This is a genomic window from Pseudofrankia coriaricola (assembly GCF_032027725.1).
Taxonomy (GTDB): domain Bacteria; phylum Actinomycetota; class Actinomycetes; order Frankiales; family Frankiaceae; genus Pseudofrankia.
On record NZ_JASNFO010000004.1, the window covers coordinates 1 to 22,438 of the forward strand.

Below are 22,438 nucleotides of genomic sequence, written 5' to 3' on the forward strand. Positions count from 1 at the left end.
GAAGCCGGACACGAGCCGGCCCCCTGGGCAGCCCCGACCGGGCACTCCAGCGGGCCGGCGCGGCGGGCCGGCCAGGCCGGCCCGCCGCGGGCGTTCCGTGGGACCTCCTACGACGTCGTTCCCATGGGCTCACGCTCCTCGTCCGAGGCCGCCGCCGGGTCCTCCGGGCCGATCAGGTGGATGACGCCGTAGTCGTAGCCTCGCCGGCGGTACACGACACTCGCCTGCCCGGTCACCTGGTCCTGGAAGAGGTAGAAGTCGTGACCGACGAGCTCCATGTTCGACAGCGCGTCGTCCAGCGTCATCGGCGCCGCCCGGTGCGTCTTGGTACGCACGATCATGGGCGAGCGGTCCGGCTGCTCGTAACGGTCCACGTCGATGCCCTCCAACTCGCGCTCGAACTCGCGCTCGCCGCCGGCGGGCCGGGCGCCGTTCGAGGCACCCGGGGATCGCTGGCCGGTGCCAGCCGTGCCGCGCCTGCCCACGGCGGCCGCGACGTCGGCCGGGGTGACCACGCCACCGCCGGAAGGTGCCGGTGCGCCCGTCGTCGCCGAGCCCTGCCCGGGCAGGGCGGACGCCGCCCGGCGCTCGTTCTGCTCCGACGCGGCGGGGCCACGGTCCCCGCGGCCAGTCAGCGGCGGCCCGACATAGGCGCGCCCGTGGCCCTGACCGTGGTTACCGTGCTGGTGGTCGGCGCGGCGCTCGGCCGCCCGGCGCAGCCGTTCGGCGAGCTTGTTCGTCGCCCCGTCCAGCGCGGAGTAGGGGTCGGCGGCGGCGGCCTCGGCGCGGATCACCGGACCACGGCTGTAAAGAGTGAGCTCGACCCGCTCGCGGACGTCCGACATGCGGGGGTTGCGCTCCCTGGACAGCTCGACGTCGACCCGGATGACCTTGCCGTCGTACCGTTCGAGCTTCGCGAGCTTGCTCTGGACGTGCGTACGGAACCGTTCTGGAACCGCCGTGTGCCGGCCCTTGACCACGATGTCCACGCGATCCACCTCCCGTTCGCCGGCCGGGTGTCCCGTCCGCGGTGCGGCGGCTTAGCTCCGCATCCGGGACGGAGCCCGGCGCTCCGGTGCTGGCACGGGCCCGAGCGGGCCCGACCGAACCGGGTCTCGTCGTCGTACTGGCTGTCCCCCATCTCAGGAAAAACGCGCGCCTGTCGCCGCTGTGCGGTCTCGATCGGTCCTGCCTGTCGGTCCGCTCCTCTCGTCTCGCCTGGTGTGGCGGATGTCGGCGCCCGCCTACCGGAGCGCGGGTGGTCGGACGACCCGCCCGTTCACCGGTAGGCCATCTAGTTTCACCCATCCGGTACCCGCGTGGTGGGCAATCGGACACGTGGGCGTGCCGGAGTGCCGCCGGCCGCCGCGATGACGGCCGTGGCCAGCACCGGCACCCCGGCCTGGCGAAGCGCCCGTACCGCCTCGGCGAGCGTGGCGCCGGTGGTCGCCACGTCGTCCACCACCACGACGTCGACCCTGTCGGTCGGAACTCGGCCCGGCCGGCCGCCGGCCGGGCCGGGCTGGCCTCCGCCCGCGCGCAGGCCACCGTCTGGCCCGCCGGCCCGGGACGGCCCGTCGGCGGGCCCGGTCCGAACGGGCCAGACAGGGCCGCGTCCCTCCTGACCGGCGGGACCGGCCTCCCGGCAGGCCGCCGCCACCCGGGCCGCCACCGCCGGCCGCGCCGCGAACGCCCCGGCGACGTTCGCGGCCCGCGCGCGGGCCCCGAGCCCGGCCTGGTCGGCCGTCCGGCGGACCGGGCGCAACAGCGGCGCGACCCACGTCGGCATGCCGGCGCGGGTCGTCACCCGGGCGGCGGCCGCCGCCACCCTGGCGACATGGTCGAACCCTCGCTGGCGCAGCGCCGCCCCGCTTGCCGGCACCGGTACGAGCAGGACCACTCCGGTGCCCGGCCCGACAGGCGGGCGCGTGACGGCGAGGGCCGCGCTGACCGCGGAGGCCAGCGCACCGCCGAGCGGGCCGGTGAGATCCAGGCGGCCACGCTCCTTGTACGCGATCACCAGCGAGCCGGCCGGGCCGGCGTAGCGGGCGGCCGCGACGCATGGCGGCGGGCCTCGCCGCCCCGGGGTGGCCGCACTGCCCGGGGCGGCGAGAATCGGGGGACCGGCCAGCACCGCGGCGCAGGCCGCGCACACCGCGGCGCCGGCGCGCCCGCAGCCGGCGCAGGCCCGCGGCAGCACCAGGTCGGCCAGGGTGCCGAGCGCCGAGCGCGCCGGCCCACGAGCGGTCTGGTGCACCCACGCGCCGCGGCGCCGTGATCCGGTCACCCGCGCAGCATCGGCCAGCGCCCTCGCCCGCGCCAGCCCCGGCGTCCGCCCTGTGGACAACCCACGCCGGCGGGCTGTCTCCGGCCCGGCCTCCCGGGATGAGCACGGAGTGTCCGCGGCGTCGGCCGCCCGACGGCGCCGGTACCGCTCCGGCCCGGCTCTGAAAGGATGAGCCCGATCATTCGGGACGACGGGAGCGCGCATGGCCGTAGGTGGGCCGGTCACTGGCCCGTATCCGCCGCCGCCCCCATACGGTCCCGGCCAGCCCCCGCCGCCCCCCTACGGCCCTGGCCAGCCCCCGCCGGGCCCATGGGGACCCGGTCAGTGGGGGCCCGCCGTGCCGGCGGGGCCGGCGGGCCCGGCACCGGGAGCGGCGGGATGGAGCCCGGTACCCGCGCCGAGCCCGGGCGGGCAGGGACAGCACGCTCCCGGGGCCTCGACGGCTGGCTGGTCGGCTCCGGGTTCCGAGCTCGCCGGTGGTGGCGGCGCGGGCGGCGGCGCCCGCCGCGGCGCCTTCCGCCGGCCGGCGGGGCGACCGGTCGGCGCCGCGACGAGCGTGGTGCCGTTGCGGCCGCTGAGCGTCAGCGAGATCCTTGACGGCGCGTTCGTCACGATGCGGACGAACCCGGGCGCGACGCTCGGGCTCACCCTCGTAACCGGAGCCGTGTTCGAGACCGTGGGCGCGATCGTGACGCTCGCCGCCCAGGACGCGTCGTTCGCCTTCTACACGCTGCTGCAGGTCGTGCTGCGCGGGCTCGACTTCATGCTGGTGATCCTGCTGGCCGGAGTGCTCGCGGTCGTCGTCGCCGAGGCGAGCCTCGGCCCGGGGCCCGCCGGCAGGTCCCGGATCGGCCTCGGGGCGGCGGTCCGCCGGGTCGCGCCCCGGTTGCCGGGGCTGGTGAGGCTGGCCCTGCTGCTCACGTTGCTGATGGTCCTCGGCCTGGTCACGCTCGGCGCGGTGTCGATCTGGCTGGGGGTGCTGTTCTGCTTCGCCACCCCGGTGTACGCGTTGGAGGGCGGGACGGTCACGGGCGCACTGCGCCGGTCGCGTTACCTGATCCGGGGCACCTGGTGGCGAACGTTCGGCATCCTGCTACTCGCTGGGGTAATCGCCGGAACGCTGGTACTCGTCGTGAGCGTGCCGGTCGCCCTGTTCACGGCGCCCGCATCGTCGTCGCTCACCGAGTCGTCCGGGAATCCAAGCACCACCGGCCTCGTCGTCCAGGCCCTGGGGAGCCTTCTGATCGTCACGATCGTCACCCCGGTGCTCGCCGGCGTCATCGCGATCCTCTACATCGACCGGCGGATCCGCAGGGAGGCCCTCGACGTCACCCTCGCGCGGGCGGCGGCCACCGGCGCCACTGACGCCGTCGCCGCGGCGGCCGCCCCGCCGGCCGCCGGCTTCCCCACGGCTGGCTTCCCTGCCGCGGGCATCCCGGTTCCTGGTTTTCCGGCGGCCGGTGCCCGCCCGCCGGCGCCGCCGCCGGGCCAGAGCGGATGGCCGCACCAGGGCGGGTGGTCCTGATGGCGACGCTCGGCGGCGCGGTCACCCGCGAGGGCGCCCAGGACGAGGCACGCCGGGAGCTCTCACGCGACATCTACGGCCGTCAGGACGGGCGCCACTCGCCGGGCTGGCTACACCGGGCCGTCGACTGGATCAACCACAAGTTGAGCCAGCTCTTCGACTGGCTCGACCCCAACGTCCACCAGCCTGGTGGGAACTACACCGGGCTCGGCATCCTCGCCGTGCTGCTGGTGCTGGTCGCGCTGGCGATGGTGCTGCGGCTGTGGCTCGGCCCGGTCCGCCGCTCGGCCAGGGACCGCTCGCAGGAGACCGACCTCGCGAGCGCCCTGTCCGCACGGGCGCTTCGCGCCGAGGCGGAGGGGCACGCGGCTGCCGGCCGCCACGCCGAGGCGGTGCGCTCCCGGCTGCGCGCCGTGGTGCGGATGCTGGAGGAGAAGGGTGTCCTCGACCCGAGGGCAAGTCGCACCGCCGGCGAGCTGGTCATGGAGATGACGGCGGTCACGACGACCGGCATCGGCGAGCTGCGCGTCGCGGTGGCCGTGTTCAGCGATATCTGGTACGGCGGCCGTCCGGCCGGCCCCGAGTCGTACCAGGCGGTCGTGCGGGCCGACGACGCACTCGCGGACGTCCGCCGGCCGGCACACGAGGACCGCCCCTCCGGCCCGAGCCACGCGGTGCCCGCATGACCGCCCCGACGGCCCCCGCCCCGGCCCCGCCGGGCCAGCCGGCCGGCACGCCTGGCGCGGGCGGGCCGGGCGGGCCCGGGCCGACCGGCTCGACGTTCCAGCAGAGCGGTCCGCGCCCGGCCACGCGGCGACGGGTGACGATCGCGCTCGCCGTCGTCGGCGTGGTCGTCGTCGCCTACTCCCTGCTCGCCGTGGCGATCGGCCAGCCGTCGAGCGGCGGCAAGGAGTCCCTGGACACCAGGTCGCCGGCACCAGCCGGCACCATGGCGCTCGCCGAGATCCTGCGCCACCGCGGCATCGACGTCACCCCCCGCGACCATGCGTGGGACGCGCTGACCGCGCCGGGCGACGCCGCCGACCTGACGATGGTCGTGATCAGGCCGGGCCGGCTCGACCGCTACACCCTCGGCAACCTGCGTCAGCTTGCCGAGGACGGCGCCGACGTGGTGCTGGTGGGAGCCAACGCCAACGTGCTGGCCGCGCTGGACGTGCCCGTCGACACCGTCGACACGGTCACCCTGCCCGGCGCGAAGACCCCGGCCTGCGAGCTGGCCGAGGCCCGCACGGCGGGCCGCACGACGATCTCCGGCTCGGTCCACTACGACCGGCCCACCGAGGCTCCCGAGGGGCCGGCGGCCGGCGTCACGGCCACGTTCTGCTACGCGCCGCCCGCGGGCGGCGCGCCGCTGGCCGTGGTGACGGCGCCGAGCTGGGCCGGGCGGCTCGTGCTGCTCAGCGGGGCGGGCTTCCTCACCAACGCCGATCTCGACCGCGAGGGCAACGCCGCACTCGCCCTCGGTCTGCTCGCCCGCCACTCCCACCTGGACTGGGTGATCCAGGAGCAGGTCCTCACGGACCCGGCCGACCGCGACAGCGTCGCGGACCTGCTGGGGCCCGGCTTCTGGCTGACCTGCCTGCAGATCCTCGTCGCGCTCGTCCTGCTGGCGCTCTGGCGCGGACGGCGGCTCGGCCCACCGGTGCCGGAACCGCTGCCCGTGGTCGTGCGCGCCGCCGAGACCACGGAGGGCCGCGGCCGGCTCTACTCGGCGGCCAGGGCGCGCGGCCTCGCCGCCGAGGCGTTGCGCGCGGGCCTGCGCGCCCGGCTCGCCGACCGGCTGGGCCTGCCGCCGCACAGCGCGCCCGGCGCTGGTGGCACAGTGCGTGCCGGCGCCGTGGCGAAGGAGATCAGCGGGCCGGACCCGGCGGCCCTCGTAGCCTCGGTCGTCGCGCGGACAGGCCGCCCGCCGGTGAAGATCTGGGCGCTCCTGTACGGTTCGGGCTGGTCGCCCGCGGCCCAGGCCGCGCCGCCGGCCGCGGTCATGCCGGCGCCGGGGGCCTGGCCGGCTCCCCCCGCCGGCGGGCCCCCCGCGCCGGGCCCCCAGCAACCAGAACCGCTGGACGACGCCGCGCTGGTTCGGCTCGCTAAAGCACTCGACAAGCTCGATCGGCAGGTGGGTGGAAGGTGACAACTCCGTATCCCGGCGCCTATGTCCCCGGTGTTCCGGCGCCGGAACCTGGCGCGGCCGGCGGCCAGGGCTACCCTGGCGCCGCCAGGCCGTCCGCAACGACGGCGCCGCCCGGGACCACGGCGCCGCCCGAGGACCCGGCACTCGAGGACGAGGCAGCCGGTGAGGTCACCATCGTCGGGGGCGACACGATCCGGGCGCCGTTCGGGCCCCCGCCGCCGACCGCGCCGGCCCCGCGGCCCTCGACGTCCCCGCCGTCGGAACAGCCACCCCCACCGCCGACGCCGTGGCCAGCCGCGCCCGCGCCGGTCACGGGCCCGGCGCTGACCGTCCCGCCACCGTCACCGCCACCCCCGCCGCCCGTAACGCGGCCGGCGCCCGTGGCGGCGGCGCCCGCCGGCATGCCGTCCGCGCAGGAGCAGGAGGCCGCGAGGGCGGCGCTGGTCCGGCTGCGTTCCGAGGTGGGGAAGGCCGTCATCGGCCAGGACGCGGCCGTCAGCGGCCTGGTGGTGGCGCTGCTCTGCCGCGGCCACGCGCTGCTGGAGGGCGTTCCCGGCGTGGCGAAGACCCTGCTGGTGCGTACCCTGGCCAGGGCGCTCGCGCTGGAGACCAAGCGGCTGCAGTTCACCCCCGACCTGATGCCCGGCGACGTCACCGGCTCGCTGTTCTACGACAACCGGAGCTCCGAGTTCGCCTTCCGCGAGGGCCCGGTCTTCACCAACCTGCTGCTCGCCGACGAGATCAACCGCACCCCACCGAAGACCCAGGCGGCGCTGCTGGAGGTCATGGAGGAGCGCCAGGTCAGCGTCGACGGCAAGCCCAGGCCGCTGCCCAGCCCGTTCGCCGTGCTGGCCACGCAGAACCCGGTCGAGCACGAGGGCACCTACCCGCTGCCCGAGGCCCAGCTCGACCGGTTCCTGGTCAAGGTGACGCTGCCGCTGCCGTCGCGCGACGACGAGGTCCGGGTGCTCGCCCACCACGCGGCGGGCTTCGACCCCAGTGACCTCGACGCCGCGGGCGTGAGGGTGGTCGCCGGCCCGGCCGAGCTGGCCATCGCCCGGGCCAGTGCCCGCGCCGTCCAGGTCCGTCCCGAGGTGCTGGCGTACATCGTCGACCTCGCCCGGGCGACCCGCTCCGCGCCGTCGGTCCTGCTCGGGGTGTCGCCGCGAGGCGCGACGGCGCTGCTCGCGACGTCGAAGGCGTGGGCGTGGCTGTCCGGCCGCGGCTATGCCACCCCGGACGACGTGAAGGCGCTCGCCCGCGCGACGCTGCGGCACCGGATCAGCCTGCGCCCGGAGGCCGAGCTGGACGGTGTCACCGCGGACGTGGTGCTCGAGCAGGTGCTCGCGACCGTTCCCGTCCCCCGCTGAGCAGCCGATGGCGATAACCGGGCGGGCGGCGGCATGCGCGTTCCTCGGCGCGGTGGCGGTGGCGCTCGCCCCTGTCCCCGGCGTCGTGATCCTGATCGTCGACCTGCTGATCGTCGGGCTGGTGCTGCTCGACGTGGCGCTCGCCGGCTCGGTCCGGGCGTTGGAGTTCTCCCGGAGCGGGCCGCGCGGCGCGCGGCTCGGCCAGCCAGTGCCGCTGGTGCTGACCGTCAGCAACAACGGCACCCGGGCGGTGCGGGCCAGGATCCGCGACGCGTGGCCGCCGTCGGCCGGCGCGCGGCCGCTGACCTACAGCGTGACCGTTCCGGCCGGCGAGCGACGCTTCCTGGAGGCGACTCTCTACCCGACGCGGCGTGGTGACCGGGAGCCGTTCCGGATCACCGTCCGCTCGCTCGGCCCGCTGGGCCTGGCCGGGCGGCAGGGCCGCCACCACTGCCCGTGGCAGGTCCGGGTGCTGCCGCCGTTCCACTCCCGCCGTCACCTGCCGTCGGCGCTCGCCCGGCTGCGCGAGGTCGAGGGCCAGGTGGCCATCCGCGGCGGCGGGGCGGGCTCCGAGTTCGACAGCCTGCGCGACTACGTGATCGGCGACGACGTCCGCAACATCGACTGGCGCGGTACCGCCCGGCGCGGCTCGGTCGTCGTGAAGACGTTCCGCCCGGAACGCGACCGCAGGGTGGTCTGCGTGCTGGACACGGCCCGCACGTCGGCCGGCCGGGTCGGCGACGCACCTCGGCTCGACCATGCGCTGGACGCGGCCCTGCTGCTGACCGCCGTCGCGCTGCGCGCCGGCGACCGGGTCGGGCTCGTCGCGCATGACAGCGAGGCGCGCCTGGTGCTGCCCGAGTCGAGCGAGGGGAACCTGCTGTCGCGGATGAGCGAGGCGATGGCGACGCTGGAGCCGGCGCTCGTCGAGGCCGACCACGAGGGCATCGTCTCGACGGTGCTGCGCATGACCCGCCGGCGCGCGCTGGTCGTCATCTTCAGCGAGCTGGTGCCGGCGGTGATCGAGGAGTCGCTGCTGCCGGCGCTGCCGGCGCTGACCGCCCGGCACACGGTGCTGGTCGCCGCCCTGCGCGACCCGAGGCTCGCCGAGCTCGCCACCGGCCGCGGCGACGTCCGCGACGTCTACGCGGCCGCCTCGGCCGAACAGACCCTGCTGCGCCGCCGCCAGCTCACCGAGGAGCTGCGCAGCCGCGGCGTCGAGGTCGTCGACGCCGCCCCCGACCGCTACGCCCCCGCCGTCACCGATGCCTACCTGTCCCTGAAGGCCCTCGGCCGCCTGTAGCTGGCCGGCTGAGGCCGCCGCGAGCCTCATCGTGGCAGGCGATATCGGGGTCAGGGACCGAGGACCGCCGGGTCAACCCAATATCGCCTGTCTCAACGCGGCCGCTCGCTGGCGGCGTCGCCCTCCGTGGATCCGGGGGTGCACCACCCGAATCCGACCTGTCGGACCCATCAGGCATGGTGGCGATATGCCCACCTCCGCCCACGAGACGCCGCTCGAGCTGCTCCGGCTCGACCCGTCCCTGCCCGACTGGGTGCAGACCGAGCTGCTCGGCGACGACGCCCCGACCTTCGACCACGCACGCCTTTACGACCCGAATGTCCGCCCGCGGACCTACCAGGCGGACGCGATGGTGCTGTACTGCGGGAAGGACGACCTGCCGCTGCGGGCGACCGTCTACGAGGTCCAGCGCGGCCGGGATCCGGACAAACTCGGATCCTGGAAGCTGTATGTCGGCCATATGGAGACCGAGTTCCGCGTCAAGGCCTCGCTGGTGGTCTTCGTCCCCGACAAGGCGGTGGCCGACTGGTACCGCGACCAGGTCGCCCGGGACACCCGCAGCGGCGCGTGGCTGCGGCCGTGGTTCTTCACTCCCGCCGACGTGCCGCCCATCGTCGATGACGAGCTGGCGGCGATCCGGCCGGCGCGGGTGCTGTTCTCCGCGATGTGCCACCTCGACGACGCCAGCGTCGAGGACATGTACCCGGCGCTGCTGGCCGCGCTCGCTACATTGGAACCGACGGCGAAGATCTTTTACCATAACGTGACAGTGGGTAGGCTGCCCGCACCGGCTCGGGCCCGATGGGAGGCGTTTCTGATGACCACGACCGTCGGTAAGCGTTACTACGACGAGATACTCAACGAGGCCGACGCCCGTGGTGAGGCCCGCGGCGAGGCCCTCGGGGAGGCCCGCGGCGAGGCGAAGGCGGTGCTGCTGGTGCTCGAGAGCCGCGGTGTACCTGTACCTGACGCGATCCGTGAGCGGATTCTCGCCAGCGTTGACACCGCGCAGCTCGACCAGTGGCTTCGCCACGCGGCCACCGCGACCACCGTCGAGGACGTCATCCGGGGCTAATGCCCCACGGCGGCCCTTGCCGTTGATGTCGGGCGGAAGGCGCTCGGCTCTGAGCCATCACCGCCGCGAGCGCATCGCCACCGGCCGCCAGGCCCCCGCCGTCACCGACGCCTACCTCTCCCTCAAGGCCCTCGGCCGCTGTAACTCGCGCGTCCGCCGCCCGAGGCCGCCGCGAGCCGCATCGAGGCAGGCGAATTGGGGTCAGGACCGCCTGGCGAACCCCAGTATCGACTACCTGGACGCCGCCGGTGCCGGGCGGGTCGGGTCGGGTCGACGCCTGGTGCCTGTCAACCGGTAATACGGGCGTTGAGGGCGACGACCAAGCCGTAAACGTCGTTGTGCCAGCCGCGGAGTTCGGAAGCAGTGGGAGAAAGTTCGTAAGGGTGGTAGTGGCCGGCACGGGACAGGCAGGCCCACAGATAATCGGCGCGGGCGGGAACTGTCGGGTCCAGGCCGCGCAGGATGCGGAGGCTGAGCAGCTGGGCCCGCATCGAGACCGTGGCCACGGCCGGGTGCTCGCGGTTCCACAGGTCGCGCAGCGCGTCCTCCAGCGCCAGACGCAGCAGCCAGGCACAGGCACGGGGCCACCGGCCGGCGGTGTCGGGAAAGCTTTCCCGAAGCAGGCTGTCGACCGTATCCAGGTAGCGTGGCGCGGTCACCGCAGGGCCTCGAACTTGCGGACCAGCGCGCGGGTGTCCTTGACCAGTTCCAGGTAGTCGCCGCCGTACGGCTGATGGCCGCTCACATTGGCGACCTTCAGGGTGTCCCCGTACGACGATCCCCACTGCCTGTTGACCCAGCCGAGAACACCGCTGTCCTTCGACCGGTCGAGGTGGATCGCGAGCGCCGCCCGGGTGATCGTCCTCTTCGCTTCCTCCAGCTCCTTCTCCACCGCCGGGTGGCTGGCCCCGCTCGCCAGCCGCCGGCGCCGAAACACATCGGCGCAGACGGCGTCGACAGCCGACTTGCACAGCGCGGGGATCAGCCCGGCCTTGACGTCGTCCGGAAGGCTGTCGGTGCGCGCGAGCGCGTCGGCGTCCTTGAGGCACTGCGCCGCCGGGTCCAGCGCGGTGCGCGGCTCGACGACCGACCCCTCCCGGCGGAAGACCTCGACGCGGCGCGCCATGTCGTCAGGCTTGCTGAACCGCCGGACCGCGTCCGCGAGCCGGTCGTCGTGGGTGAACACCACGACCTGGCGCTGCTTCGCCTTCTCCAGAAGGACCTGGGCGAGGCCGTCGACCTTGGCGGGGTCCATCGCCTGCACCGGGTCGTCGATGACGACGAACCGGAACGGGCTCTCGGGCCGAGTCGCCCGGGGCAGGAACATGGCGAGGCCCAACGCGTGCAGCTCGCCCTGGCTCATCACGCCCAGCGCCTCACCGCCGACCCCGTCGACCGTCGCATCGATCCGAAGCCGGCGCCGGGTGGACGTACCCTCCAGGCTGATCGGGCCGAGGTCGACGTTGCTCTCCTGCCGGAGCCTGGTCCAGATCTCCCGCAGTTGCTCGGCGAACGGAGCCAACCGCTCATCGCGAAGCCGCTTGGTCAGAACTCCGAGGAACTTGCGAGCGTTCTCGATGGTCGTGAGCAGCGGCTGCCGCTCCTGGACGGGTCGGGCTTCGGCCACCCACTCCAGGACTCGTCGCGCCAGTGGCGTCCACGCCGTCTCGATCTCCGCCAACCGAGCGGCCGCGATGGCACGCAGCGCGTCGACCGCGGCGGTGAGCGGCTGGTAGCGGCGGCCGAGCTCGTCGGCAAGCTGACCCGGGGTGGTGACCTCCCGCATCCGCGACCAGTCCCGCCAGGCGGCCAGCGCCTGGGCCGTCAGCTCGTCCAGCTCCGCGGCGGCGCCGGCCTCGGCCCGGTCGGCGGCGATGTTCGCGCGAGCGAGCGCCGGCGGGCTGTCGGCAACCAGCGCGAGTGCCGTCCGGGTCGCGGCGTCGAGGCCCACCACCGCGGCGTCGGCCTCGGTCGCGAGCCCTCGTAGTCGGTTCACCTCGGCGGTGGCGGCGGTGCGCCAGGCACCGTCGAGCGTGCCCGTCCCGCATACCGGGCAGGGGCCGTCACCGGTCGTGTGGTGATGGTCGAGCCCGGCTGTGAGCAGGGACGCGAGCCGGCGGGCCTCGGCGGCGGGGGTTCCGTCCAAGTCCGCCACCCGCTTGACCGCGGCGCGCAGGCCGTCGGCCCGCGCGGCCACGTCGGTGGCGGCTGGCACGGTGAGTGCCGCCAGGTCACGCAGCCGCGTGACCTCGTCCTCGGTCGGCCCGACGACACCGGTGACCGGGTGCGCGGAAGGGCTGACGGGGCCACACGCGGCGGTCGTGGCCGCCTCCAGGTCCCAGCGGTGCGGGGATGCCTTGGAAAGCGCCTCGATAACGGTCGCGGCGCGCGGGTCGTCGGACGGGGTGAGCGCCGCGAGCAAGGCTGTCCGGCTGGGTCCGGCGGCCTTGGCCGCCGCCTTGATCGCGCTATGCGTCTTCTGCAGGCGCTGGTCGGCGTCGGTAAGATCGTCGAGCCCGAGAATCGGCGCCAACGCGTCGAAGATCTCACTGTTCGGATTGGTGATCAGGCCGCTCAGCTCGCTGTACGCGAGGAAGGGCCGGTAATCCGTCAGCGCTGTGTGCCACGCCAGCTCGGCGAACGGCCGCGGCGACTCGCTGTGGACCAGGACCTGGGTCGTTCCGGCCGTGATGTCCCTGTTGTCCGCCGGCCACTCCCGGACGACGGTGTAGCTCCGCCTGGAGCCTTCGACCGTCAGCTCCAGCTCGATGCGGGGCGCCTCGGTGCGGTGCACGTTGCGCCATCCGTCCCGCCACACCTTCCCGCGTTCCGCCCGCTCGGTCCGGTTGGTGAGGACGAACTCGGCCGCCTCGGCGAAGCTGGACTTCCCCGAGCCGTTGCGGCCGACGACGAGGACCAGCCCACGCCCTGGCTGCAGATCGAGCGTGGCGGTCGGCCCGATGCCGCGGAAGCCGCGGACCGAGATGGACTTCAGGAACACTCCCGGAATCTGGCCGGGATCTGGCCGCGCCAGGCGGAGCGGCTCGGCCCGGACGACGGCGGCGCCACCGAGCGCCCGCTCCAGTTCCTCGGCCCCTTCGAACGCGGCCAGCACCAGGTCCTTGACCTGGTCAGAAAGGCTGTCGGCCTCAATCACCGCGTCGAACAGCACCTCGTACAGCTCGTCCCGCGCGACGGTCGGCTCGGTCATCGCGGCACACTCCCTTCTTTCGCCTGCTTCTTTCACCTGATGTCGTGGTTGGGTCGGCTAATCGCGAAGGCAGGGACGGCTACTTGAGGGCGAAGAAGACACGGTTGTCGTCGAGGGCGAATGACTCCTCGACGATCCAGGCACCGCCCGCGACCTGGTCGGCGGGGACGGAGACGCACTCGTTGCCCGACCCGTTCGCACCGGGGAACATCTCGCCGAGCTCGATGAGGTCGTGCGGGACGACGCCGCAGCTGTCGTTCGGGCCGCCGCCGAAGGTGTTGCCGCCCGCGCCGTAGAACTTGATCGACAGGTTGACCCACGCCGTGCCGGACTCGGTGCCGGTGTAGGTGACCTGGACGGGCACCAGGACAAACTGACGGCCGGTCGCGGGCGGGGCGTTGAACTGGTTCTCGGCCGCGACCTGGTCGTTCGCGTTGAGGTTCGTAAGCCCGAGCGCTACTTGCCAGTCGCCGATCTTGACGGTGGTGCCGGCGAGAACCGGGTTCCGGCGGGTGCCAGGCGCACCATCGGCGGCCGCGCTGGCACCGTCGGCGGCGGCTGGCTGGCCCGATTGGCCCGACTGGCCGACGACGGTCGCTCCGTCCCCGTCCGGGTCGGAGACCGTGCACGCGGTCAGCGCCAGGGGCAGGGCCAGCCCGGCGACCAGGGCGCGGACCATGGCCCGGCCCGCGCGCGGTCGGCGCGACGGAGTGGTCGTTACGGATGTCGTCGCCTGCGTGGTCATCGCGGCGCCTCCTCAGGTGTCTGCTCGGCGCCGCGGCCCGGTGACGGGTCGGCGCCAGCCGTGTGATGGACAGGCGCCGGGCGGCCCCCCGAGCCGCCCGGCGAGAGATCACGTTAGGAAGGCGACGACGAAACAGCGAAGGCATTCACTGATAACCCGGGTTATCAGATCTCAACATCGGAGAGACGCTAGATCGTCGCTATGCTGGCGGAACCCGATCAGGTGTGGCTGGCCGGGCGAACGTGCGGGCTGGAGGCCGAGAGAGATGTCGATGTCATCGGACGCATCGCTCATCTCCATGCCGGAGATAGCCGAGCTCGCGGGGGTGCGGCGGCCAGTGGTGACTACGTGGCGGCGCCGGTTCCCCGATTTTCCCGCGCCAGTGCGGGCGCCCCTCGCGCGGACCGGCTCACCGCTTTTCGAGGCCGACGCCGTCGTGGACTGGCTGGTGGCGACTGGTCATGGCGCCCGTCGGGTCGACGCCGCCGAGCTGCGGCTTTACCAGCTACGGACGCTCGCCGAGCGAATGCCCGCTCGGCTTCTGGTCGGCACCGCGACCGCGCTGATCTGTCTGCGTCACCTCGACGATGACGAATCGCTCGTCGACGGGCGGCAGGCCGACAGCGACAGCGATGGGGATGACGAGGGCCGTGCGCTGGTGGCCGGCCTGCTGGCCAGGGCGCGGCGCGTGGACCCGGACGACCGGCTACTGCTCGCCGAGGTCGAGGCCCTGCGCCCCGCCGACGCGGGCTGGCTGGTGCCCGCGGTCGACGAGCTGGTGGAGGCGGCCTACAACACGGCCGACGCGTTCGAGCGGCTGTTGGCGGTCCGGCACCGGTTCGACATCCCCGAGCTGTATGCCGAGGCGGTCGTCGGCGAGCTTGCCTGGCTGGCCGTGAAGCTCTCCGGCGTGGTGGAACGGCTCGTCGAGATCGAGGAAGCCACGCAGTCCGGCACCCTCGAAACCGGGGCGGCGAGGCCAGGTGCCGTCCGGGTCGCGGACCCGGCCGCCGGCGGCGGCGACCTGCTCCGGGCCGTTGTCGCCGCCGTCCAGCACGATGCCGAGGAGATCGGGGACGAGGGGGAACTGCGGCTTTCCGGCGTCGAGCCCAGCCGCTTCCTTGCCCGGCTGGCCCGCCGGCGGCTCGTGGTCGCCGGGCTCGCGGCGCGGTTCGTCGACATCCGCGCGTCGGCCGGACGCCGGCTGGCGGGCACCGGGCAGGGCGCGGGCAAGCCCGCGGGCTCTCGGCCGGCCAGTGGCGCGGATGTCGTCGTCACCTGTCTGCCCTTCCAGCCCGCCGAGAGCCGCGACGGCGCGGACGTGCTAGTTGCCGTGCGCGGGATCGCCGAAGGGCTGGGGCCTGGGCAGACCGCTGTGGTTGTCGGGCCGTCCGAGGTGCTCGTTGACGCGCTGCCAGCGAACCGGTCGGCGACCCGCCGTCGCGACGAGTTGCTGGGGACCGGGCTGGTCGAAGCGGTGGTGGCGTTGCCAGGCGGGATGGTGCCGTTCCGCCCGGGATACCGGACCTCGCTGTGGGTGCTGCGCCGCGACGACGCCGCGCCGGCGCGTGGCCGAGTGCTGCTCGCCGACCTCTCCGACCGGGAGCTGACGGCGCAGGTCGTCGAGTCGCTGGCGGTCGACGTGACGACCTGGCGGCGTGATGGCTACCGGCCGGAGCTGCACGGGCGGACGTTTGCCAGCCAGGCGCTGATCGCCGACCTGGTGTCCGCGCCCGGCCGGCCGCCGATGGCGCTGACCGCTCCCCGGCCGGCGGGCGAGCCGACCCGCCGGGCCGCCCATGCGGTCGCCCGCGTCCGCGAGCTCGAGCACCAGCTCGCCAGGCCGGCCGACGCCAACGGAATCGGCGACGCGGCAGCCGATATTGGGGTCGAGGACGTCGGGTCCACCCCAGTATCAACCGCCTCGTCGCCCCTCATCGCCGAGCGGGACGAGCCGCGGCCGGTCCCGATCGTGTCGCTCGGGCGGCTCTCGCGCACGACCGGGCCCGACGGCCCTGTGCTGAGGATCTTTCCGGGCGCGCGGATCGCGGCAGCCGATGTCGTCGTCGGGCGTGCCGGGTCGGGACGCGGGGATCCGGTAGCCCACCCGGTTGTCGGGTCGTCAGAGCTAATCGGCGGGGCGCGACTGGGTGAGCGGCGGATCGGGCTCTATGTATTGGCCGACGGATACCCGCGGGCCGGGTTGACCGAGCCGGGCGACGTAATCGTGACCTTGACCCCGCGCTTCGGCGCTTTGGTCGATGAGGCGGGCTCGTCCGTCGTGGAGTTTCCGGCGCGGGTCCTGCGGCTGACGCCGGCTGGGCTGGAGACGATCACCCCGCACGTGCTGGCGGCGTTGCTCACCGCGGCCGCGCCGGCCGCGCGGACACCGGGTGCGGTGCGCGGGCCGCGGAAGCTCGCGGATCTCCAGATCGCGATGCTGCCCGCCGCTGTGTCCGGACGGTTGGACACGCTGCTCGCGGCGGCGAACGCACGCCGGGCGGCGGCGCTGCGCGAGCTTGACCTGCTGGACGAGCTGGGCCGGATCACGGTGGGTGGGCTCGCGGACGGCACACTGACCCTGATCCCGCCGATACCAGCACAGCCCGCCAGTCCGCCCGCCGGCCGTAAGCGGTCCGAGGCCCGAGCCCATCCACGTTCCTGACCCTGACCCCGCCCAGTCCCAGCCCGAACCGACGTTTCACCCCCAAGGAGCACCATGCCCCCGAGGAAGAAGGCCGCCGCCGGCCCTCCGACGATGGCCGACCTGCGCGAGACGCTCTGGAAGGCGGCCGACAAGCTGCGTGGCTCGATGGACGCCGCCCAGTACAAGGACTTCGTCCTCGGCCTCGTCTTCCTCAAGTACGTCTCGGACGCCTTCACCGAACGGCGCGAGGCGATCCGCCAGGACGTCCTCGCCGACGGCGTCCCCGAGTCGCGGGTCGAGCAGTTCCTCGACGACAAGGACGAGTACCTCGGGCAGGGCGTCTTCTGGGTTCCTCGGCAGGCCCGGTGGGACGAGCTCGCGGCGAACGCGAAGAGCGCCGGTATCGGTCAGCTCCTCGACGCCGCGATGGACGCCATCATGCGGGAGGAAGGGAACGAAGCGCTGACCGGCGTCCTGCCGAAGATCTTCAACAGCCCCAGCGTAGACCAACGCCGTCTGGGTGAACTGGTCGACCTCCTCGGCGACGCCCGCTTCACCGGCCACCGACTGACCGTCCCGGCCCAGCCCAACACGGCCCCCAGCGACGACGGTGGTCTGTTCGCCGAGCCGGCGCCCGCGGTTCCGGCCGAGGCCGCCACGCGGTCTGCGCGGGACGTGCTCGGCGAGGTCTACGAGTACTTCCTGGAGAAGTTCGCCCGGGCGGAGGGCAAGCGCGGCGGCGAGTTCTACACGCCAGCGAGCGTTGTTCGACTGATGGTCGAGATCATGGAGCCCTACCAGGGACGGGTCTACGACCCGTGCTGCGGCTCAGGCGGCATGTTCGTCCAAGCCGAGAAGTTCATCGACGAGCACCAAGGGCGCCGCGACGACATCTCGGTCTACGGTCAGGAGAACAACGAGCGCACCTGGCGGCTGGCGAAGATGAACCTCGCCATCCACGGCATCACCGGCAACCTGAGCGAGAAGTGGGACGACACGTTTCGCGTCGATCGCCACCCGGACCTGCGCGCCGACTTCATCCTCGCGAACCCGCCGTTCAACATGTCCGACTGGGCGCGCCTCACCGACGATCCGCGCTGGCGCTACGGCGTCCCGCCGGCCGGCAACGCGAACTTCGCCTGGATGCAGCACATCATCTCGAAGCTCGCCACGAACGGCGTGGCCGGCGTGGTGATGGCGAACGGCTCGATGTCGTCGAACCAGTCGGGCGAAGGTGAGATCCGGGCCGCGCTCGTCGAGGCCGACCTGGTCGCCTGCATAGTGGCCCTACCGCCGCAGTTGTTCCGCACTACTCAGATCCCCGCTTGCCTCTGGTTCTTCGCCAAGAACAAGACCCCGATGGGCAGCAAGGTGCTGACCGACCGCCGTGGCGAGACTTTGTTCATCGACGCCCGGAGCATGGGCACGATGGTCGACCGCACGGAACGCGTCTTCACCGACGACGATCTAGCGAAGATCGCCGGCACTTACCACGCCTGGCGCAGCACCCGCTCCGCCCGGGGCGCGGGTCTGGCCTACGCCGACGTCCCCGGCTTCTACTACTCGGCGACGACCGACGAGATCCGCACCCACGACCACGTGTTGACCCCTGGCCGCTACGTCGGCGCCACTGAGGTTGACACGTCGGGGGACGAGCCGATCGCCGAGAAGATCGAACGCCTCACCAAGGAGCTGCTCGCCCACTTCGAGGAGTCCGCCCGCCTCGAAAAGGAAGTCCGCACCCAACTGGAGCGCCTCGATGTCTGAGTGGGAGACACGAAGCCTTGGCCAGCTATGTGAACATATTACTGTTGGCCATGTCGGTTCGATGGCTTCTCGATATGTCAACTCGGGCGTCCCATTCCTGCGATCCCAGAATGTTCGAGCGGGCCGTCTCGACCTTGAGAATATCAAGCATATCCCGCGAGATTTCCATCAAGAGCTATCGAAGTCAAAGCTCCGCGCGGGAGACGTCGTCATTGTCCGTACTGGCGAGCCCGGCGCTGCCGCGAGGATTCCGGATGACTTGGGGGAAGCGAACTGTTCTGATCTTGTGATCGCGAGGCCGACGTCCACGGTCGACTCCCGGTTCCTCTGCTACGCGATCAATGTAACTGCAAGACACTACATCTCCGCCCACACCGTTGGAGCCGTTCAACAGCACTTCAATGTGGGGGCCGCGAAAAATATGCTACTTAAGGTGCCTTCATTGGCAGACCAAGCGGAGATAGTGGCAGTTCTCGGAGCACTGGATGACAAGATTGAGGTCAACGCCCAGTGTGCCAGGACAGCTAGCGAGCTTGCCCGAACCCAGTTCCAGGGCTGTAAATCTGGGTCTGGCATGGATGTGAGCCTAGGAGATCTTGTCGACCTAGTTTATGGCAAGGCACTCCGCGAGCCCGATCGCCGCGACGGCAGGTTTCCAGTGTTCGGCTGCACCGGCCAGGTCGGTTGGCATGATACTCCGCTTAGCCGGGCCGCCGGCGCCGTGGTGGGTCGCAAGGGCGCGAATGCGGGAGCCGTGTCCTGGTCTCCGCAACCCTGCTGGGTTATAGACACCGCATTCTACGTTGAACCACAAAGCACTAAAGTTACACCCGAATTCGCATACTTCCTCTTGCAAAGCGCAGGGCTGGAAGGGCTCGTTGGGGACTCCGCAATCCCGGGATTGAACCGAACGGCGGCACTATCAAGATTGGTTCCAGATTTCGATGGCGGTGTGATTAGTCGGCTCACTCATACGGTTCGCCCGTTGCTCGCGTTGGTTGATACAGCGGAGCGTCAGAATCGGACGCTAGCCGAGCTGCGCGACACCTTGCTGCCAAAACTGATGTCAGGTGAGATCCGGGTCCGCGACGCGGAGAAGGTTGTGGAGGATGTGACGTGAACGTCGGGTCGGGGGGCATGGCCGAGCAGGACTGGGAGGCCGACGCGGTCGAGACGCTCGAGGAGCTCGGGTGGGAGCACATCCCGGGGCGCAAGCTGGCGCCGGGCACCGGTGAGCGCCGCTCGTGGGCGGAGCCGATCCTGGTCGAGCGGTTGCGGGAGGCCGTCAGCCGGCTTAACCCAGACCTACTGGCGGCCACCGTCGACGACGCGGTCACGACCGTGCTCGGCGCGTCGTCCCGGGATGCGATCACGGAGAACCAGCGGCTACACGAGTTCATGACCCGGGGCATCCGCTCGGTCCCGGTGGTCGATGAGTACGGGGCCGAGGCCTGGCCGACGATCCGGCTGGTCGATTTCCGCGACCAGGTGATGAACGAGTACGTCGTCGCGAACCAGGTCCGGGTTGACGGGGACCGGACCGACCACCGGCTCGACGTCGTTCTCTACCTGAACGGCCTGCCCGCCGCCGTTCTGGAGCTGAAGAGCGCGAGCGCCGAGAGCACCGGTATCAAGGACGCGCATCAGCAGCTGATGAACTACGTGGACGCGTTGCCGCTCGCGTTCCGGGCGACCGCGCTGTTCGCCGTCTCCGACGGGGTGACCGCCCGCTACGGCACGCCGTTCACCCCGTTCAACCACTTCGCACCCTGGAACGTCGACGACGAGGGCAACCCGCTGCGCCCGCACCTGCCCGGCGGGGTGCCCGAGCCGCGCGAACTCGGCGACATCCGCTACGACGACGCCCAGGACGTCCTGCTGCACGGCCTGTTCGACCAGCGCCGGTTCCTCGACCTGCTGCGCGGCTACATCACCTTCGCCAACGTGCCCAAGACGGGCTTGGCGAAGCGGATCGCGAAGCCGCACCAGTACTTCGCGGTCAGCCGCGCCGTCGAGAAGACCGTGGAGGCGACGCGGAGCAACGGCAAGGCTGGCGTCGTCTGGCACACGCAGGGCTCCGGCAAGTCGATGGAGATGGAGCTTTACGCCTACCAGGTCAGTGTGGACCCGCGGCTGGCGAACCCGACGATCCTGGTGCTGACCGACCGGATCGACCTCGACGACCAGTTGTACGGCGTCTTCGCCCAGAGCACCCTGCTGCCCGGCGCCCCCACCCAGATCGCGACCCGCGACGATCTGCGGGCGGAACTGTCCAGCCGGGCGACCGGCGGCATCCTGTTCAGCACTCTGCAGAAGTTCGGCCTCACCCCGGCGGAACGGGACGCCAAGCGGTCCCATCCGCTGCTGTCGAACCGCACGAACATCATCATCATTGTCGACGAAGCGCACCGCAGCCACTACGACGATCTCGACGGCTATGCGCTCCGGCTGCGCGAGGCCCTGCCCAAGGCCACGTTCATCGCCTTCACCGGCACGCCGATCTCGGAAGCCGAGCGCAACACCCGGAAGATGTTCGGCGACTACATCGATGTCTACGACCTGACCCGCGCGGTCGAGGACGGAGCCACGGTCCGCGTCTTCCACGAGGCCCGGATCATCCCCGTCGAGCTTCCCGACGGCATGGACCCGGAGATGATCGACGACGAGGTCGCCCTGATCACGACCGGTCTGGACGACGCGGAGAAGGAACGGCTCCAGCGCCGGGTCGCGGTGCTGAACGCGCTGTACGGCGCGCCCGCCCGACTGAGGACGCTCGCCGATGACCTGGTCAAGCACTGGGAGCATCGCTCCGAACAAATGCGCCCGCTCATTGACGGCCCGGGCAAGGGAATGATCGTCTGCGCCACCCGGCAAATTTGCGCGGACGTCTACCGGGAGATCGTCGCCCTACGCCCCGGCTGGCACGACGACGCGGCCGACAGAGGGAAGATCAAGGTTGTCTACACCGGAAGCAGCGCGGACAAGGGCGAGATCTTCAAGCACGTCCGCCGGCCGGCGCAGAACAAGGCGATCCAGCAGCGGCTCAAGGACCCGAACGACCCCCTGGAGCTGGTGATCGTCCAGTCGATGCTGCTCACCGGCTTCGACTCGCCGCCGCTGCACACCCTCTACCTGGACAAGCCGATGCGCGGTGCCGCGCTCATGCAGGCGATCGCCCGGGTCAACCGCACCTACCTGAACAAGGACGCCGGCCTGCTCGTCGGCTACGCCCCGCTCGTCGACCGCCTGCGCGAGGCACTGGCCGAGTACACGGGCGAAGACCAGGCGAACGAGCCGCTCGGCCGCGATATCGACGAGGTCCTCGGCAAGGTCCGCGACCTGCACGACGTCATCGTCGCCATCCTCCACGGCCACGACTGGCGGGCCGCGCTGGCCGCCGGCACCAAGACCGCGTACAAGGACGCTGTGCTCGGCACCGTCGAATACCTACGCGACCCGACCACGCCGGAGAACGTCGCCACCGAGGAGGGTGGCACGCTCCCGCTGGCCGCGCGGTTTCGAGACAGGGCGTCCCAGCTGGAACGGGCCTACGCGCTGTGCTCCGTCTCCGGCCAGCTCGACGACCTGCGCGCCGACATCGCGTTCTTCCAGGCCGCCCGCGTCTGGATGGCCAAGATCGACGCCGAGGAGCGGCGCGCCGCGGGCAAGCCGGTACCCGACGAGATCGAGATCCTGCTACGCCAGCTCACCGCCGAGACGATCGACGCCGGCCTGCCCACCGACATCTACGAGGCCGCCGAGCTGGACCGTCCCGACCTGTCCAACCTCGACGAGGCATACCTCGCGCGGATCCGAGCGTCGAAGACCCCGAACCTGGCGATCGAGGCGCTGCGCCGGGCGATCGAACAGACGATGCGCGCCGTCACGAAGCACAACGTCGTCCGCCAGCGCAGCTTCTCCGAGCGGTTGGCCGATCTGATGAACCGCTACCGCCAGCAGCACCTCACCTCAGCCGAGATCCTCGCCGAGCTGGTCAAGATGGCCAAGGACGTCAGCGCCGACGCCGACCGCGGCAAGGACTTCACCCCCGCGCTCTCCTACGAGGAACTGGCCTTCTACGACGCCGTCGCGGACAACGAATCTGCGATCACGGAACTCGGAACGGACAAGCTCGCCGACATCGCCCGCGACCTGGTCATCCAGGTCCGCAAGGGCGTCACCGTCGACTGGGCCGCCCGCGACGACGTCCGCGCCCGCCTCCGCAGCACCATCAAGCGCCTCCTCGCCCGCCACGGCTACCCGCCCGACGCCGAGCAGCGCGCTATAGACCAGGTCCTCGATCAGACCGCCCACTTCGCCGAAGACTGGTCCACCGAAACGAATCGCTGACCAACC

The 22,438-nt window shown here is 72.1% G+C and carries 15 protein-coding genes; 10 read left to right on the forward strand and 5 right to left on the reverse strand.

What is annotated here, in order from left to right; all coding sequences use genetic code 11:
- Positions 1 to 107: 107 nt before the first annotated feature.
- The gene (gene hpf, locus QOZ89_RS05180) at positions 108 to 989 is read right to left on the reverse strand and encodes a ribosome hibernation-promoting factor, HPF/YfiA family (protein WP_071050343.1); all 882 of its coding nucleotides are present in this window, start codon (positions 987 to 989) and stop codon (positions 108 to 110) included.
- A gap of 311 nt (positions 990 to 1,300) precedes the next feature.
- Entirely contained in the window at positions 1,301 to 2,287 is a 987-nt protein-coding gene (locus QOZ89_RS05185) for a phosphoribosyltransferase family protein (RefSeq protein WP_071050344.1), read from the reverse strand.
- A gap of 337 nt (positions 2,288 to 2,624) precedes the next feature.
- On the opposite strand from QOZ89_RS05185, the gene QOZ89_RS05190 reads away from it, so the two are divergent.
- The 6 genes from QOZ89_RS05190 to QOZ89_RS05215 all read left to right on the forward strand — a co-directional run bounded on the left by QOZ89_RS05190 (position 2,625) and on the right by QOZ89_RS05215 (position 9,712).
- Positions 2,625 to 3,812, forward strand: a complete 1,188-nt coding sequence (locus tag QOZ89_RS05190; RefSeq protein ID WP_312623122.1) for a hypothetical protein — start codon at positions 2,625 to 2,627, stop codon at positions 3,810 to 3,812.
- Positions 3,812 to 4,498 (forward strand): DUF4129 domain-containing protein, encoded by a 687-nt coding sequence (locus QOZ89_RS05195; protein WP_312623123.1) that lies wholly within the window; start codon positions 3,812 to 3,814, stop codon positions 4,496 to 4,498. Before QOZ89_RS05190 ends, QOZ89_RS05195 begins: the two co-directional genes overlap by 1 nt.
- A complete protein-coding gene (locus QOZ89_RS05200; RefSeq protein ID WP_071050346.1) occupies positions 4,495 to 5,964 on the forward strand; it encodes a DUF4350 domain-containing protein in 1,470 nt (489 codons plus the stop codon). The genes QOZ89_RS05195 and QOZ89_RS05200 overlap by 4 nt, the downstream gene beginning before the upstream one ends.
- A gap of 401 nt (positions 5,965 to 6,365) precedes the next feature.
- Positions 6,366 to 7,334, forward strand: coding sequence for an AAA family ATPase (locus QOZ89_RS05205; RefSeq protein ID WP_312623147.1), 969 nt, complete (start codon positions 6,366 to 6,368; stop codon positions 7,332 to 7,334).
- A gap of 7 nt (positions 7,335 to 7,341) precedes the next feature.
- The gene (locus QOZ89_RS05210) at positions 7,342 to 8,637 is read left to right on the forward strand and encodes a DUF58 domain-containing protein (RefSeq protein WP_312623125.1); all 1,296 of its coding nucleotides are present in this window, start codon (positions 7,342 to 7,344) and stop codon (positions 8,635 to 8,637) included.
- Between the two features lie 187 nt (positions 8,638 to 8,824).
- On the forward strand, positions 8,825 to 9,712 hold the full coding sequence (locus QOZ89_RS05215; protein WP_071050350.1) for a hypothetical protein: 888 nt from the start codon (positions 8,825 to 8,827) through the stop codon (positions 9,710 to 9,712).
- Between the two features lie 287 nt (positions 9,713 to 9,999).
- Here the strand turns inward: QOZ89_RS05215 and QOZ89_RS05220 are convergent, their stop codons facing one another.
- The 3 genes from QOZ89_RS05220 to QOZ89_RS05230 all read right to left on the reverse strand — a co-directional run bounded on the left by QOZ89_RS05220 (position 10,000) and on the right by QOZ89_RS05230 (position 13,668).
- A complete protein-coding gene (locus QOZ89_RS05220) occupies positions 10,000 to 10,371 on the reverse strand; it encodes a hypothetical protein (protein WP_071050351.1) in 372 nt (123 codons plus the stop codon).
- Positions 10,368 to 12,923 (reverse strand): AAA family ATPase, encoded by a 2,556-nt coding sequence (locus tag QOZ89_RS05225; RefSeq protein WP_312623126.1) that lies wholly within the window; start codon positions 12,921 to 12,923, stop codon positions 10,368 to 10,370. Before QOZ89_RS05225 ends, QOZ89_RS05220 begins: the two co-directional genes overlap by 4 nt.
- Before the next feature lie 79 nt (positions 12,924 to 13,002).
- Positions 13,003 to 13,668, reverse strand: coding sequence for a hypothetical protein (locus QOZ89_RS05230; protein WP_312623128.1), 666 nt, complete (start codon positions 13,666 to 13,668; stop codon positions 13,003 to 13,005).
- Between the two features lie 271 nt (positions 13,669 to 13,939).
- Here QOZ89_RS05230 and QOZ89_RS05235 point away from each other — a divergent pair, with 271 nt between their 5' ends.
- Genes QOZ89_RS05235 through QOZ89_RS05250 form a run of 4 tightly spaced genes read left to right on the forward strand, consistent with a single transcriptional unit; the run spans position 13,940 to position 22,432 of the window.
- A complete protein-coding gene (locus QOZ89_RS05235) occupies positions 13,940 to 16,333 on the forward strand; it encodes a hypothetical protein (protein ID WP_312623129.1) in 2,394 nt (797 codons plus the stop codon).
- Positions 16,334 to 16,387: 54 nt separating this feature from the next.
- Positions 16,388 to 18,082, forward strand: coding sequence for a class I SAM-dependent DNA methyltransferase (locus QOZ89_RS05240; protein WP_071050355.1), 1,695 nt, complete (start codon positions 16,388 to 16,390; stop codon positions 18,080 to 18,082).
- Positions 18,075 to 19,202: a restriction endonuclease subunit S gene (locus tag QOZ89_RS05245; protein WP_083419035.1), complete on the forward strand. Its 1,128-nt coding sequence runs from the start codon at positions 18,075 to 18,077 to the stop codon at positions 19,200 to 19,202. Before QOZ89_RS05240 ends, QOZ89_RS05245 begins: the two co-directional genes overlap by 8 nt.
- Positions 19,199 to 22,432 carry a type I restriction endonuclease subunit R gene (locus QOZ89_RS05250; RefSeq protein WP_198543352.1) on the forward strand — a complete coding sequence of 1,078 codons (3,234 nt, stop codon included), beginning with the start codon at positions 19,199 to 19,201 and terminating at the stop codon, positions 22,430 to 22,432. Before QOZ89_RS05245 ends, QOZ89_RS05250 begins: the two co-directional genes overlap by 4 nt.
- Positions 22,433 to 22,438 lie beyond the last annotated feature (6 nt).

Coding starts and splice junctions, on each gene's coding strand:
- QOZ89_RS05235 (WP_312623129.1), top strand. CDS start 13,940: ATGTCATCGGACGCATCGCTCATCTCCATGCCGGAGATAGCCGAGCTC.
- QOZ89_RS05200 (WP_071050346.1), top strand. CDS start 4,495: ATGACCGCCCCGACGGCCCCCGCCCCGGCCCCGCCGGGCCAGCCGGCC.
- QOZ89_RS05215 (WP_071050350.1), top strand. CDS start 8,825: ATGCCCACCTCCGCCCACGAGACGCCGCTCGAGCTGCTCCGGCTCGAC.
- QOZ89_RS05240 (WP_071050355.1), top strand. CDS start 16,388: ATGCCCCCGAGGAAGAAGGCCGCCGCCGGCCCTCCGACGATGGCCGAC.
- QOZ89_RS05225 (WP_312623126.1), bottom strand. CDS start 12,923: ATGACCGAGCCGACCGTCGCGCGGGACGAGCTGTACGAGGTGCTGTTC.
- QOZ89_RS05230 (WP_312623128.1), bottom strand. CDS start 13,668: ATGACCACGCAGGCGACGACATCCGTAACGACCACTCCGTCGCGCCGA.
- QOZ89_RS05245 (WP_083419035.1), top strand. CDS start 18,075: ATGTCTGAGTGGGAGACACGAAGCCTTGGCCAGCTATGTGAACATATT.
- QOZ89_RS05205 (WP_312623147.1), top strand. CDS start 6,366: ATGCCGTCCGCGCAGGAGCAGGAGGCCGCGAGGGCGGCGCTGGTCCGG.
- QOZ89_RS05210 (WP_312623125.1), top strand. CDS start 7,342: ATGGCGATAACCGGGCGGGCGGCGGCATGCGCGTTCCTCGGCGCGGTG.
- QOZ89_RS05195 (WP_312623123.1), top strand. CDS start 3,812: ATGGCGACGCTCGGCGGCGCGGTCACCCGCGAGGGCGCCCAGGACGAG.